The 14,597-nt window shown below is 54.5% G+C and carries 11 protein-coding genes; 10 read left to right on the forward strand and 1 reads right to left on the reverse strand.

The window, feature by feature from the left end; genetic code table 11:
- Window positions 1–188: 188 nt before the first annotated feature.
- The 7 genes from fecI to fecE all read left to right on the forward strand — a co-directional run bounded on the left by fecI (window position 189) and on the right by fecE (window position 7,758).
- A complete protein-coding gene (gene fecI / locus FN037_RS09560; protein WP_142502095.1) occupies window positions 189–710 on the forward strand; it encodes a ferric citrate uptake sigma factor FecI in 522 nt (173 codons plus the stop codon).
- Window positions 707–1,654, forward strand: a complete 948-nt coding sequence (gene fecR, locus FN037_RS09565; protein WP_142502096.1) for a ferric citrate uptake sigma factor regulator FecR — start codon at window positions 707–709, stop codon at window positions 1,652–1,654. Before fecI ends, fecR begins: the two co-directional genes overlap by 4 nt.
- Window positions 1,655–1,752: 98 nt before the next feature.
- The gene (fecA, locus tag FN037_RS09570) at window positions 1,753–4,083 is read left to right on the forward strand and encodes a TonB-dependent Fe(3+) dicitrate receptor FecA (RefSeq protein ID WP_142502097.1); all 2,331 of its coding nucleotides are present in this window, start codon (window positions 1,753–1,755) and stop codon (window positions 4,081–4,083) included.
- A 56-nt stretch (window positions 4,084–4,139) separates the two neighbouring features.
- Window positions 4,140–5,042 (forward strand): Fe(3+) dicitrate ABC transporter substrate-binding protein FecB, encoded by a 903-nt coding sequence (locus tag FN037_RS09575; RefSeq protein ID WP_142502098.1) that lies wholly within the window; start codon window positions 4,140–4,142, stop codon window positions 5,040–5,042.
- Window positions 5,039–6,037 carry an iron-dicitrate ABC transporter permease FecC gene (gene fecC, locus FN037_RS09580; RefSeq protein ID WP_138361242.1) on the forward strand — a complete coding sequence of 333 codons (999 nt, stop codon included), beginning with the start codon at window positions 5,039–5,041 and terminating at the stop codon, window positions 6,035–6,037. Before FN037_RS09575 ends, fecC begins: the two co-directional genes overlap by 4 nt.
- Window positions 6,034–6,990 carry a Fe(3+) dicitrate ABC transporter permease subunit FecD gene (gene fecD / locus FN037_RS09585; RefSeq protein ID WP_142502099.1) on the forward strand — a complete coding sequence of 319 codons (957 nt, stop codon included), beginning with the start codon at window positions 6,034–6,036 and terminating at the stop codon, window positions 6,988–6,990. Before fecC ends, fecD begins: the two co-directional genes overlap by 4 nt.
- On the forward strand, window positions 6,991–7,758 hold the full coding sequence (gene fecE, locus FN037_RS09590) for a Fe(3+) dicitrate ABC transporter ATP-binding protein FecE (RefSeq protein WP_142502100.1): 768 nt from the start codon (window positions 6,991–6,993) through the stop codon (window positions 7,756–7,758).
- A gap of 552 nt (window positions 7,759–8,310) precedes the next feature.
- Here the strand turns inward: fecE and fraE are convergent.
- The gene (fraE, locus tag FN037_RS09595; RefSeq protein WP_138361239.1) at window positions 8,311–9,354 is read right to left on the reverse strand and encodes a fructose-asparagine asparaginase; all 1,044 of its coding nucleotides are present in this window, start codon (window positions 9,352–9,354) and stop codon (window positions 8,311–8,313) included.
- A gap of 311 nt (window positions 9,355–9,665) precedes the next feature.
- Between fraE and FN037_RS09600 the strand changes: the two genes are divergently transcribed.
- The 3 genes from FN037_RS09600 (at window position 9,666) to FN037_RS09610 (ending at window position 14,588) form a co-directional block, all read left to right on the forward strand.
- Complete coding sequence (locus FN037_RS09600; RefSeq protein ID WP_142502101.1) at window positions 9,666–10,847, forward strand: HD-GYP domain-containing protein; 1,182 nt, start codon at window positions 9,666–9,668, stop codon at window positions 10,845–10,847.
- A 228-nt stretch (window positions 10,848–11,075) separates the two neighbouring features.
- Window positions 11,076–12,860, forward strand: coding sequence for a sensor domain-containing diguanylate cyclase (locus FN037_RS09605; RefSeq protein ID WP_138361237.1), 1,785 nt, complete (start codon window positions 11,076–11,078; stop codon window positions 12,858–12,860).
- 498 nt (window positions 12,861–13,358) lie between these two features.
- A complete protein-coding gene (locus tag FN037_RS09610) occupies window positions 13,359–14,588 on the forward strand; it encodes a PocR ligand-binding domain-containing protein (protein ID WP_171034877.1) in 1,230 nt (409 codons plus the stop codon).
- The last annotated feature ends 9 nt before the right edge of the window (window positions 14,589–14,597 follow it).

A 14,597-nucleotide genomic window follows, 5' to 3' on the forward strand; every position in this document is an offset into this window, starting at 1 on the left:
AAATTTTATTGGTATGGCGCCACACAGGCATATAATGTCGCGTATTGACCAAAAATCTATTCAATATTTAACAATTACTTAGCATACAGAGCGCGCTACATCGTGTTAAGTGCGCGCCTGTTTTAATTGAAATGAGAAACATTCTCATATTAACATACACCTATTGATGAATTGTTCTGAACCCGGCCATGTCCCAGCCTTCCGCCACGACGTCACCGCTAACGCTTGCTTCGCTGTATAGCGACAATCACAGTTGGCTGAAAAACTGGCTTACCCATAAGCTACAATCCGCGTTTGACGCCGATGATGTGGCGCAGGATACCTTTGTGCGGATCATGGGGAGCGACTCGCTGACCACGATTCGCGATCCAAAGTCCTTCCTTTGCACCATCGCAAAACGGGTGATGATCGACCTGTACCGCCGCCATGCGCTGGAGCGCACATGGCTGGAGATGCTCTCTGAGTTACCGGAGGCGCTGGCCCCGTCGCCTGAACTGCGGCAAAGCCAGCTTGAGCTTTTACAGCAGATTGACGCCATGCTGGACGGGCTGAACGCCAAAGCGCGGGAAGCCTTTTTGCTCTCGCAGCTTGAAGGGCTGACTTACGCTGAAATAGCCAGACGCCTGTCGGTCTCCGTCAGTTCGGTTAAAAAATATATGGCTAAAGCCACCGAACACTGTCTGCTGTTTCGTCTGGAGAATGGCCTGTGAACCGGACGCTGACCGATTCCCGCCGCCAGGCATTGCGCTCCGCTTCTCACTGGTACGCCGTCCTGAGCGATGGTTGCGTGAGTCCGCAGCAGGAAGCGCGCTGGCAGCAGTGGTATGAGCAAAACAACGATCATCAGTGGGCCTGGCAACAGGTGGAAAACCTGCGTCAGCAAATGGGACAATTGCCGGGTGGCCTGGCCAGCCGGGCGCTTCACGATAGCCGCCTCGCCCGCCGCCATGTGCTGAAAGGGTTGCTACTGTTACTGGCTGCCGGTGGCGGATGGCGGCTATGGGATTCTGAACTGGCGGAAGGGCTACGCGCCGATTACCGTACGGCGAAAGGTCTGCCTCACCAGCAGCGGCTCGCCGACGGAACGCTGCTTACGCTGAATAGCGAAAGCGCGGCGGATGTCCGGTTTGACGCTCACCAGCGTCTGGTCCACCTGCGCTATGGCGAAATCGCTATCAAAACCGCCAGCGATAGCCAGCGACGGCCATTTCGGGTACAGACACGTGAAGGGATACTGACGGCGCTCGGCACCGAATTTACGGTGCGCCAGTTTGTCGACGCAACCCAACTGATGGTGCTGCAACATGCCGTTGAAGCGATGTTACCTTCTGGCCGCACCCAACGCGTCAATGCCGGTGAAAGCCTGTGGTTTACCCGCGATCGCTTTGCCCCCCTGACAAAGCTTAAGGACGGTGAAGGGAGCTGGATCCAGGGCATTCTGACCTTTCGTGATACGCCGCTGAGCGACGTTATCGCCACCGTCTCCCGCTACCGCTCCGGCGTACTGCGTTGCGATCCCGCCGTAGCCGGATTGCGCCTGAGCGGTACCTTCCCGTTGAGTGATCCCGACGCAATTCTTAAGGTTATCGCGCAAACAATGCCGATAAAATTGCACTTTATCACCCGCTACTGGGTCACGCTTACGCCTGCCTGAGAAAAAAAACACAAAAAATTCTCATTCGCTGTTGTCCTTTTTCCCTCACTCGTTCGACTTATTCATTGAAGACAACCAAAAACGATCATGGAGAAGTCATGACACCTTTACGCGTTTTACGCAAACCGATGCCTCTGGTGATGGCAATCCGTTTAAGCCTGCTGCCGTTAGTGGGGCTGACTGCCGCGTCGGCCTTTGCCGCCACGCAGTTTGATATTGCAGCCGGAGATTTAGACAACGTACTCAACCAATATGCCGCCCGCAGCGGTATTACCCTCTCTGCCGACGCCGGTCTGACACGCGGCAAACATAGCGCTGGCCTGCATGGCAGCTATGAAACCGAAGAGGGCTTACGCACGCTGCTCAACGGCAGCGGACTGCAGCTCAAGTCTTTGGGCAATAATGTCTGGACCCTTGAGCCCGCGCCTGTCAGCGCAGAATCCACCTTAACCGTGGTGGGTGACTGGCTCGGCGACGCGCGTGAAAATGATGTTTTTGAACACGCCGGCGCCCGCGATGTTATTCGTCGGGATGATTTCGCCAAAACCGGCGCGACAACCATGCGTGAGGTCCTGAACCGTATTCCCGGCGTTAACGCCCCGGAAAATAACGGTACCGGCAGTCACGATCTGGCCATGAACTTCGGTATTCGCGGACTCAACCCGCGCCTTGCCAGCCGCTCCACGGTGCTAATGGACGGCATCCCGGTTCCCTTTGCTCCCTACGGCCAGCCGCAGCTTTCGCTGGCGCCGGTGTCCCTCGGCAATATGGATGCCATTGATGTGGTTCGCGGCGGCGGCGCGGTGCGCTACGGGCCGCAAAGCGTCGGCGGCGTGGTGAACTTCGTTACCCGCGCCATTCCGCAGGATTTTGGTATTGCGGGCGGCGTCGAGGGGCAACTCAGCCCCACCTCGTCGCAAAACAATCCGAAAGAAACCCATAACCTGCTGATTGGCGGCACGGCGGATAACGGCTTCGGCTCCGCCCTGCTCTACTCAGGCACCCGTGGCAGCGACTGGCGCGAACACAGCGCGACGCGTATTGACGATGTGATGCTGAAAAGCAAATATGCGCCCAATCAGGTGCATACCTTTAACAGCCTGCTGCAATACTACGATGGCGAAGCCGATATGCCAGGCGGTCTCTCCCGCGCCGACTACAATGCCGATCGCTGGCAGTCCACGCGGCCTTACGATCGCTTCTGGGGGCGCCGCCAGCTTGCCAGTCTCGGCTATCAATATCAGCCCGATGCCCAGCATAAATTTAACATCCAGGGGTTCTATACCCATACCCTGCGTAGCGGTTACCTGCAACAGGGTTCGCACATTACCCTTTCGCCGCGCGAATATTGGGTCCGCGGCATCGAACCGCGCTATAGCCAGAGCTTTATGATCGGCCCCTCCGCTCATGAAATCGGCGTTGGCTACCGCTATGTGAACGAATCGACCCACGAGATGCGTTATTACACCGCGACCGCCAGCGGCGTGCTGCCCGACACCGCCAGCCCGTACGATCGCGATACCCGTTCCGGCACCGAGGCCCACGCCTGGTATATTGATGATCGTATTGATATCGGCAACTGGACGATTACGCCGGGTATGCGCTTCGAGCACATCGAGTCTTACCAGAACAACAACCTGAAAGGCACACATGAGCAGGTCAGCTACAATGCGCCGCTTCCTGCTCTAAATGTGCTTTATCACCTCACCGACAGCTGGAATTTATATGCCAACACAGAAGGATCATTCGGCACCGTACAGTACAGCCAAATTGGCAAGGCTGTGCAAAGCGGCAATGTGGAACCGGAAAAAGCACGCACATGGGAGGTCGGCACCCGCTACGACGACGGCGCGCTGAGCGCTGAAATGGGGCTGTTCCTGATTAACTTCAACAATCAGTACGACTCCAATCAGATCAATGACACGGTTACCGCCCGCGGTAAAACCCGCCATAGCGGCCTGGAGGCGCAAACCCGTTACGATCTTGGTGAGCTGTCGCCCGCGCTGGATAACCTTTCGGTTTACGCCAGCTACGCGTACGTCAATGCGGTGATCCGTGAGAAAGGCGACACCTATGGCAATCAGGTTCCCTTCTCGCCGAAGCATAAAGGCACCTTTGGCGTCGATTATAAGCCCGGCAACTGGACGTTTAACCTTAACAGCGACTTCCAGTCCAGTCAGTTTGCGGATAACGCCAATACCGTTGCCGAGAGCGCCGACGGCAGTACCGGGCGTATTCCCGGCTATATGCTATGGGGCGCGCGCGTCGCCTACGATTTCGGTCCGCAGATGGCCAGGCTCAACCTTGCCCTGGGGGTAAAAAATATCTTCGATCATGAGTATTACATCCGCTCATACGACGATAACAATAAAGGCCTTTACGCCGGTCAGCCGCGCACGCTGTATCTGCAAGGCTCAATGAAGTTCTGATGATTGTTTTTGGCGGATAGCGGCGTCAGCGCCCTGTCCGCCCACTGGAGTTCACTATGTTTACCCTTACTCGCAGGTTTCTTTTCAGTCTGTTGCTTCTGGCAGGCCCGGCATTTGCCGTTACCGTGCAGGATGAGCACGGTACTTTTACCCTTGATAAAACGCCGCAGCGGATCGTGGTGCTTGAATTCTCTTTTGTCGACGCGCTGGCGGCGGTCAACGTTAGCCCGGCTGGCGTCGCTGATGATAACGACCCCTCGCGGATTCTGCCGGAGGTGCGTGCGCGCCTGAAGTCCTGGCAGTCGGTCGGCACCCGTGCTCAGCCCTCTCTGGAGGCAATCAGCGCGCTACACCCGGATCTGATCATCGCCGATAGCAGTCGTCATACGGGCATTTACCCCGCCCTGCGGCAAATTGCTCCGGTACTGCTGTTAAAATCGCGCAATGAAACCTATGCAGAAAATCTGCAATCAGCGGCCATTATCGGCAAAGTCGTCGGCAAAGATACGCAGATGCAGCAGCGTCTGGCACAGCATCGGCAAACAATGGCGGCGTTTGCCCGTCAGTTACCGGCCGGAGCCAGCGTGCTGTTTGGCACGTCGCGCGAACAGCAATTTAATCTTCACTCGGCGCAAACCTATACCGGCAGCGTACTGACGGCGCTCGGGCTAAAGGTTCCACAGCCCATCAACGGCACGCCGATGACGGCGATTAATCTCGAACAACTGCTGGCAATAAATCCCCAGTGGCTGCTGGTGGCGCATTACCGCGCTGAAAGCATCGTTAAAAAATGGCAGCAAGATCCGCTCTGGTCCATGTTGCAGGCGCAGCAAAATCAGCAGGTTGTCGCCGTCGACAGCAACAGCTGGGCGCGGATGCGCGGTATCTTTGCCGCCGAACGTATCGCCAGCGACATGGTAAAAATTGTCCACCATCAGGCGGTCGATAGCACGCCATGAGACCGTTCCATCGTTCGTTTTTTATCTGGGGGCTGCCGCTGCTGACGCTAACCGGCCTGTTCTGGCTGAGTCTGTTCTGCTATGCGGCGATCCCCATCTCCCCGCTCAACGCTCTTCACGCGCTGCTCGCCCCTGACACGCCTCCCCTTGCGGAGGCGTTAGTGCTTAATCTGCGTCTGCCCCGCAGCCTGGTGGCGATGATGCTCGGCGCCAGCCTGGCGATATCAGGCTCGCTGCTGCAAACCCTGACGCATAACCCGCTGGCATCGCCCTCGCTACTGGGTATTAATAGCGGCGCGGCGCTGGCGATGGCACTGACCAGCGCTTTCAGCCCGGCGCCGCTGGCAGGTTATTCGCTGGCGTTGATCGCCGCCTGCGGCGGTGGAATAAGCTGGCTTCTGGTGATGACCGCCGGCGGCGGCTGGCGTCAGGAACTGGATCGTCATCGGCTGATCCTCGCCGGTATTGCCCTTTCGGCACTCTGTATGGCGCTGACCCGCATCACCCTGTTACTGGCGGAAGATCACGCGTACGGAATTCTCACCTGGCTAGCGGGCGGCGTTTCCCACGTACGCTGGGCCGAATTCTGGCAGCTTTTTCCCTTTACAGCGCTGATTATTCCCGGCGTATTGCTGCTGTCTAACGCGCTTAATCTGCTCAATGTCGGCGATAACACCGCCCATTCACTGGGGGTAAATTTGTTCCGCCTGCGTCTGTTCATCAACGCCGCAACGTTATTGCTGACCGGTAGCTGCGTCAGCGTGGCCGGCCCAGTCGCGTTTATTGGCCTGCTGATCCCGCATCTGGCGCGACTTTGGGCGGGCCACGATCATCGAGTGCTTCTGCCTATGAGCGCCATACTCGGCGCGCTGTTTATGCTGCTGGCAGATATTCTCGCCAGGGCGCTGGCCTGGCCGGGCGAGCTTCCTGCCGGCGCGGTACTGGCGCTGGTCGGCGCTCCCTGTTTCGTCTGGCTGGCAAGGAGGCGCGGATGAGACTCCGCCGCATTATTTTGTTGCTGCTCATACTGGCGCTGTTAACCGTACTGTCCCTGCGAATGGGCGCGGTGCCGCTGCCGTGGCAGGCGCTGCTTGATGGATGGTATCCCGGTAGTGATTCTCATTATGTGCTGATGCAATATCGCCTGCCGCGCGTTGTCCTGGCGCTGTGTATCGGCGCCGCGCTGGCGGTTTCCGGGGTACTGGTACAGGGAATCGTGCGTAACCCGCTGGCCTCGCCGGATATTCTGGGCATTAATCACGCCGCCAGCCTTGCCTCAGTGTGCGCTCTGTGGTTTTTGCCCGCGTTATCCCTGCTGTGGCTGCCGCTGCTGGCCTTTATCGGCGGAATGACGGCGATGGGCGTGCTGAGTCTCCTGGCAGGGTTTTCCCGTCCCATGCGCCTGGCGTTGACCGGTGTGGCGTTATCAAGCTGCTGGGCCAGCATAACCGATTACCTTTTATTGTCACGCCCCCAGGATATCAATAACGCGCTGCTGTGGCTGACCGGCAGCCTGTGGGCCAGAGACGGTTCGTTCGTCATCGTCGCCCTGCCGCTGCTGGCCGTGTTGCTCCCTCTGAGTTTCGCTCTCCACCGCGATCTGGATCTGGCGGCACTGGGCAGCGACCGCGCCGGGACGCTTGGCGTTAATATGCGCTGGCTTAACGGCTACGGCTTAACCCTGGCGGTGGCTCTCGCTTCGGTGAGCGTCGCGGTCTGCGGCCCTGTTGCTTTTATCAGCCTCGTGGTGCCGCACCTTGTTCGCCGTCTCTTCGGCGGTCGTCATCGCTATGTATTACCGGTTTCGGCCCTGGCCGGTGGACTGTTGCTGCTGTTTGCCGATCTGTTAGCGCGAACCCTCCAGCCGCCGATGGAACTACCGGCTGGCGTGTTAACCGCGATTATCGGCGCCCCCTGGTTTATCTGGCTACTTGTGAGAATGCGTTAAATGGAACTGCGAACGGAAAATCTGACCGCTGGCTATAACGGCAAGCGCATTATCAACGATCTCAATCTGACCCTACCGGCCGGGAAAATCACCGCCTTGCTGGGGCCAAACGGCTGTGGCAAATCCACCTTACTGAAGTGCTTCTCTCGTCTTTTGACGCCGACAGCGGGTGAAATCTGGCTCGGTAATACGACATTAAACCGAATATCGACGCGGCAACTGGCGCGACGACTGGCGCTGCTGCCGCAACAGCATCATGTACCGGAAGGCGTGACCGTCCGCGAACTGGTCGGCTATGGCCGCAGCCCGTGGCTGCCGCTATGGGGACGGTTTTCGGCGCAGGATCGCCAGAGAGTCGAGGACGCGCTGATGCGAACCGGCGTCGCTTCACTGGCGGAGCAGCCGCTAAGCGCCCTTTCCGGCGGCCAGCGGCAGCGGGCTTTTCTGGCGTTACTGCTGGCGCAGGATACGCCGCTGGTGTTGCTCGACGAACCGACGACCTGGCTGGATATCAATCATCAGGTGGAATTGATGAAGCTGATGCGCGAGCTGCAAATGCTGGGAAAAACCGTGGTCACCGTACTGCACGATCTTAACCAGGCCAGCCGCTATTGTGATCATCTGATTGTGCTGGAAGGAGGACGCATTCAGGCTCAGGGGTCGCCGGAGACGGTGCTTACGCCGGAGATGTTGCGTGAGGTTTTTCATCTGGAGGCGGAGATTCACCCGGAACCGGTGTCGCAGTGCCCGATGTGCGTAGTGAAATAGGCCGGTATAAGTAATACTGGTCCGTTAAATGCGTTATCTGGATTTTTAAGCAGACTCGTTGCCAGGGGGAAATGTCTTTTTTAGCGTGGTTTTGGCGAACGCCTGATGCAGTGGCAAAAATCGGTTTTTACGACCGACAGCGGCTAAGACGTTCCCTTATTTAACTCGGGCTCACCGCAGGGGGGTTGGGCGCATCAAGGAAACCTGGCGAGAACGCAGGCGCGCATCCAGGACTGGCCGCCAGGACGGCGGCCAGAGGGCGGGTCGAGACAGGGACGTCGAGTCCCGCCCGGTCCGCCAGATGAAGCCGGAGTGGAGCGGACCGCGCAGCGGCAGGTTTTCAGCGCAATGCCGGGGGTGCAGGGGGACGGGCGAAACGTCCCCCTGCCCGTTCACACGCTGTGGATATAACGGATATCCGCGTATTTATCGTGAACGGAACAGGCCACTGAATCAAATGGGAGGAAACGCAAAATACGCCATTTTCGCCAAAACCACCGTTTAACTGACTGGCGCCGGACTATAATCCCCAGACGCCATCGCCTGCGTTTCTCAGTAAGTGTGGAAATACTGCTGAATCACCTGCGGATTTTTAGTCTCAGTCAGCGCGGTCATCAGCAAAATACGCGCTTTGGCCGGGTTGAGCGAATCAGCCACCAGACCCGGCTGGCTATCATCAACCGGCACTACGCCGCTGCCGGTACGCGAAGCGCGCACCACCACAATCCCGGCTTTTTCCGCTTTTTTGATCCCCGCCGCGCTGCGCACAGAGACCGATCCCGCGCCCGTCCCTGCATAAACAATACCATCAACATGATGCGCAATCGCCGCGTCATACATATATTCCGGATCATCCTGATAGCCATAAATAATGACCACTTTCGGCAACGTGTTAAGGTTACGCACGTCAAAGACCGAGCGAACAGTATGAATTTTATCCACACGGGTTTCAAACTGCGGTTTGCCACCGACGATCACCCCAAGATAGCCCTCTTCCGGCGCCTTAAAGGTATCCAGCGTCGTGGCATTGGTTTTGGTAACAAAACGCGCAGCGCCAATGCGGTCATTAAGGACCACCATCACGCCGCGCCCCTTTGCCGCCGGATCCGCCGCCACGGTTACCGCTTCCAGCAAATTCATCGGGCCGTCAGCGCTGATGGCCGTCGCCGGACGCATCGCCGCCGTGAAAACCACCGGCTTATTGCTTTTTACCGTCAGGTTGAGGAAATAAGGCGTCTCATCAAGGGTATCCGTACCATGAGTAATCACAACCCCATCCACATCGTCGCGGGCCAGCAGTTCGTTGACGCGTTTTGAGAGCTTGAGAATAATATCGCTGGTCATGTTTTCACTGCCGATATTCGCCACTTGCTCACCGTCAACGCGCGCCACCTTGCTCATTTCAGGCACGGCATTAATCAGCGTCTGTACGCCAATCGCGCCGGCTTTATATCCCGTAGTCTGGGTATTATTCGCCGCTGAACCGGCAATGGTTCCCCCGGTCGCCAGGATCACGATGTGCGGTAAACGCGTCTCACTGAACGCGAAAGCACTCATCGTCAGTAACCCAATTGCCAGTAATGCTCTAAAATTCATATTTACTCATCCCGAAATAGATATTAATCGAACCTGCGCAGCGGTAATGCAAAGGCCTTGCCAGAATTTATTCGTCACTTTATTCGGCTTTACTTAGTAAAGTGATTAATTTTCAAGCAGAAAGAGTGTCGCCACTGTCGGATGGCACCATTTCAGTGCAACAGCGCACCCAAAATGAGCATGCATAAAAATGCACAATTCCGATTCAGCGTATCCTGTCGTACAGACGCAAAACGTGCAATCATGACATCCTCAGTTAGCCGCGCGCTAAATGAAGTAAAACGATACGAGCAACGCGACGGAGAAAAACAATGCGTATCGCCTTAAAATCGGCATTGATGCTTACCAGCCGCGTCATCCAAATCATTAATCCTGAATTGCACCTGCACATGCAAAGAACGGCGCTGATTGCCCTGGAGCTTGCGCTGGCTGCCGGACTCTCACACCGGCAGCAGCAAGTCATTTTTTGCGCCGCGTTGTTACACGATATCGGCGTATTGGGCGATAAAAGAGTTATCTCATCGTTGAATGACATTGATAACCTCGACGATCCGCATCAGCAACGGGGAGCCGAAATGCTTCTCGGGTTAACCACCCTGTCCCCCATACTGCCAATTATCCGCGACCACCATTTCAGCCCATCCCACAAAGGCAGCCAGGAACAACATATCGTTTATTTTGCTGACGTCTTCGAACGCCTGCTTTCCGGCGGTAAAAATGAAACGACATATAAAACCGATATAATCGATAAATTTCGCTCGCTGCACCAGGATATTGACCAGGAACTGTGTAAAATCTTATGCCAGCTCGCACAAAAGGAGCATTTCTGGCTGCATCTTAATCCTGGACATATCCAGCGGATGCTGGAAATTATTGGCCCCATCAACGATGTTTATATCGATATCGACGGGCTGAAAGATATTTGCTTATTGATCGCTAACGTGGTTGATACCTACAGCAGTTTTACCGCCAGCCATAGTCTGATGGTGGGGAAAGTCTCTCACATGCTGGCGGACTATATAGGCCTGCCCGCGGTAGAGTGTAAAAAAATTGAAATCGCCGGTTATTTACATGATATCGGCAAAGTCTACATTCCACTGGCGATTCTGGAGAAACAGGGTGAACTGAATGCCGAAGAGCGGTTACTGGTTCGTGAACATAGCTATATGACCGGCGAAATCCTTAGCGCTTTTAGCGAACTCGGCGATATCATCAACTGGGCCGCTAACCATCATGAAAAACTGGATGGCAGCGGTTATCCTCTTCATCTTAATAAGGATCATCTGCAACAAGCGGACCGGATTATCGCCATCGCTGATATTTTCACCGCCCTTACCGAAGAGCGCCCCTATCGTCATGGTATGAGCCATAAGCAGGCGTTACGGCTGATAGAGATTGATGTTATAAATGGCGCGTTAGACAACGATGTATATCGTGTTTTGCACCAGCATGCCGATACGCTCCATGCCGTTATTAACACACCGCGCCCATAATCACTGGCGCGCTTCTGGTGCAGCGGGAATACAACGATTAAGAGCCTATCCCACCAGGCGTTATTGGCGCAGCCAGTTTGAACACGGCCAGCGCGGAAGAACCGGAGCGTACACCTAGTACGTGAGGATTCTGAGCACTGCCCAGGTTCAAAATGACAAGCAAAATAGTCCTAATGGGATAGGCTCTAAAAAAGATAATTAATTTATCTCTACGCAAGGACATATCCGGTGAGAATTGCCACCATAACCAACTGGGCGTACGGCATCACCGTCGCCCTCACCCTCACTTCCGGCATCGCGATGTTGATGGCCTCCGGCGCCGATAACGCCGAACGTCGGGCCGTCGAACAACGCCAGCAGTTCTACCAATTAAGCGAAGAGGTAGAAAGCGGCGCCTGGGAACTTTCAGATCTCGCGCGGCTCTACATCATCCAAAAAGATCCGGATGTACTACAAGAATACCGGCGACAATCTCAGGCTACCACCACCATTGAACACCGGCTGGAAAAACTAAAAGAAAACGGCGCCACCGCAGATGAACTGGCGCTATTGCGCGACGGTTTGCAGATTGCCGATGCGCTCCAGGCAGAGCAGCAAACATCGCTGGCGCAGATTGCCAGAGGCGAAGATAAAGCGGCCATCACTCTACTTTACGGCCCATCCTATGAGCAGCAGCTTGAGCAAATTCAGACGCAGCTTGACCATTTTCATCTGATGCTGGAAAGCCGGGTAAATAAAGCGATTTTGCAGGCGACCGAGACATCGCGTCACTGGAGAACGCTTTCTGAGGTGATGGTCGCAATCACGGCGCTCATGTTCCTGTTTGTGCTTGGTTTTATTCTTAAACGCCGGGTACTGTACCCTGTGGTCCGCCTCAGCGATGTGGTACAGCGGCTGGCATCGCAGGATTATGCTGTCGAGACGCCGCAGTTTAACCAGATTGATGAAATTGGCGATATGGCCCAGGCGATTAGTATCTTTCGCGAAAATGGACTCGCGCGCCAACGGCTGGAACAAGAGCGCGATGCCGACTGGGCGATTCGCACGCTGCTGGCGCGCATGACCCAGCGCTTACAGGGCTGTGAGTCGTTCGAGGATATCATTAAAGTCGCGGAGCTGTTCGCGCCGAATATTGCGCCTGAGATCCCAGGCCGGCTCTATATTCTCGACACCGCCCCCTGGCAGATGCGCTGCGTCGCACAGTGGCTTTCACCACCGGAAGAAACCGCCGTCTTTCAACCAGATGATTGCTGGGCCGTGCGGCGCGGACTGAGCCATCCCCCGGTGAATGGCGAACCCGATATTGCCTGTTATCATCTGCCGGATGCGCAGGCCGGGCAATCGCTGTGCGTCCCCCTCATTGCCCAGGGGGAAACCATTGGCCTGCTCTCGTTCAGCCATATCACCTCTGCAACCGCCCTTTCCCGCCCCTATCTCGAACTGATGGCGGAAGCGCTGGGACTGGCGCTGGCCAACCAGCGTTTACGTCATGCGCTGTTGGAAAAAGCGCTGTTCGATTCACTGACCGGTCTGCGTAACCGCCACCATCTGGACGATGCGCTGCATACGCAGATGAATCTGGCAGTGCGTAATGACACGCCGCTGAGCTGTCTGATGATTGATATCGATCACTTTAAAACGATTAATGACCATTACGGTCACGAGGCAGGTGATCTGGTGATAAAAAGCATCGCGGCTATTATCCAGCGTGTCGTGTGCGATAACGGTATGGCATTCCGCTATGGCGGCGAAGAGTTTCTGGTGCTGCTGCCCGGAACCAACGAAGAGGCGGCGATGGCCTGCGCAACCGACATCTATAACGGTGTTCATCTGCTGGCGCTGCGCTATGGTCTGACCGAAATTGGCCAGGTCGATGTATCAATAGGTATCGCCAGCTACCCGCAAAACACACAAAGCGAAGGTCTTCTGCGCGCGGCGGATGCGGCACTCTACCGGGCAAAAGAGCTGGGGAGATCGCGGGTGGTAAGTTTTGGCAGATTGAAAACAGAGTGAATGGCGAAGAGATAATCCACCTGACGGTATAACGGCGTGCGACAAGGAGGTTACACCGCCATTCGCAAGATGCATGCGCGGTGACCGTGCGTTGTTCTTGTCCGGCGTGGCCGCCCCATTTCCTGGCTTTAAGTAAAATCCATAACTGAGGTGCAAGAGTTTGCTCAGGAAAGAGGATCAATATCGTCTGCAGCAATTTCACTGCGCGAGAACCATCAATAAACAGAGTTACTCCCGACAATGTGCTGATGCGCGGGTGTTTAACGGAAATAATTGAAACAAGATGTTTACTTATTTTTCCTGATATTTTTATTTAACATAAGCTTGCTTTTATTTAATAAAGACAACACCTCTATTTATTTAAATAAAATAAAAACATAATCATCATTATGATAACATTTTAATCACAACTCATTTTTTGTTTGTGAGCCATTTCATCATTTTTATCGGTAGAAAAAGGTATGCTTTCAGCGTATGTAAATTGATTTGGTGGATATCATGAATAATAAATATAAATTACACGAATTTCTTGATGTCAATCGTTTACAAACACTGCAAGACAATTTCAGTAAATCAATGATGATTGCTCTGGTCGTCGTGGATCAGGAAGGGGTGCCGGTTACCCGCCCCAGCGGCTTTTCAGATTTTTGCGCGCGCTCCAGAATGAATGAAACGTTAGCCCGGCACTGCTACGATAGCGACAGCGCGGGCGGTAAGGCCGCAATGCGTGCCGGAAAGCCCGTCGTATACCGTTGTTACTGCGGTTTTGTCGAGTTTGCGGTACCGATAATGATTAATAATCATTATCTTGGCGCATTTATATCAGGCCAGGTGAAGGTAGAAGAAGAGAAAGAAAAAAGTATCCCCTATATCCTTGACAACAACCACCTCTGGCAAGAAAACACCTGGCTTATCAACCTCCATGAAAACACCCCGCGTATGCCTTATGAGCGCTTTGAATCCACAGCGTATACGCTGCTTCATGTGGCTTCTTATCTGGTGGAACAGGCGCATGCCAACAACATTCAACGCGAGCTACGCCACAAAGAGCAGGAGTTAACCAGCGAATTACGCAAACGCGTTGAGATTGAACGTTCATTACATGAAGCGGAATTCAAAGCGCTTTCTTACCAGATTAATCCGCATTTTTTATTTAATGTACTCAATACGATAGGTCGCCTGGCGTTTCTTGAAGAGGCCAGCCGTACTGAAACCATGGTGCACGATTTTTCAGATATGATGCGCTACCTTTTGCGTAAAAATAATAACGGCCTGATTACGCTTGGTCAGGAATTGAACTATGTGAATTGTTACATGGCGATTCAGAAGGTCAGAATGAATGACCGTTTTGATTACATCTGCGAGATCCCCGAAAAATATAAGGATGTTGTTTGCCCTTTTTTAATCCTTCAGCCTCTTGTTGAGAATTTTTTCAATTATGTGGTGGAGCCACGAGAAACCAAGAGTTATATTATTCTGCGCGCAACTGACGATGGCAAGGATGTGATTATTGAAATCACTGATAACGGTGATGGCATTTCCCGGGAGAATATCGAACATATCCTTTCAGGAAGCCAGAACCGACAAAAAGGTGGAATAGGTATCAATAATATTAAAAATCGCCTGCAATTGCTATTTGGTGAAAGCTATGGCCTGCAAATCATCAGTCCCCATAAGCCAATGCTGGGTACCACAATAAAACTACGGTTCCCGATGGTGCCAGCCTGAGTCTGGAGC

The organism is Klebsiella sp. 2680, from assembly GCF_900198535.1.
Taxonomy (GTDB): domain Bacteria; phylum Pseudomonadota; class Gammaproteobacteria; order Enterobacterales; family Enterobacteriaceae; genus Klebsiella; species Klebsiella indica.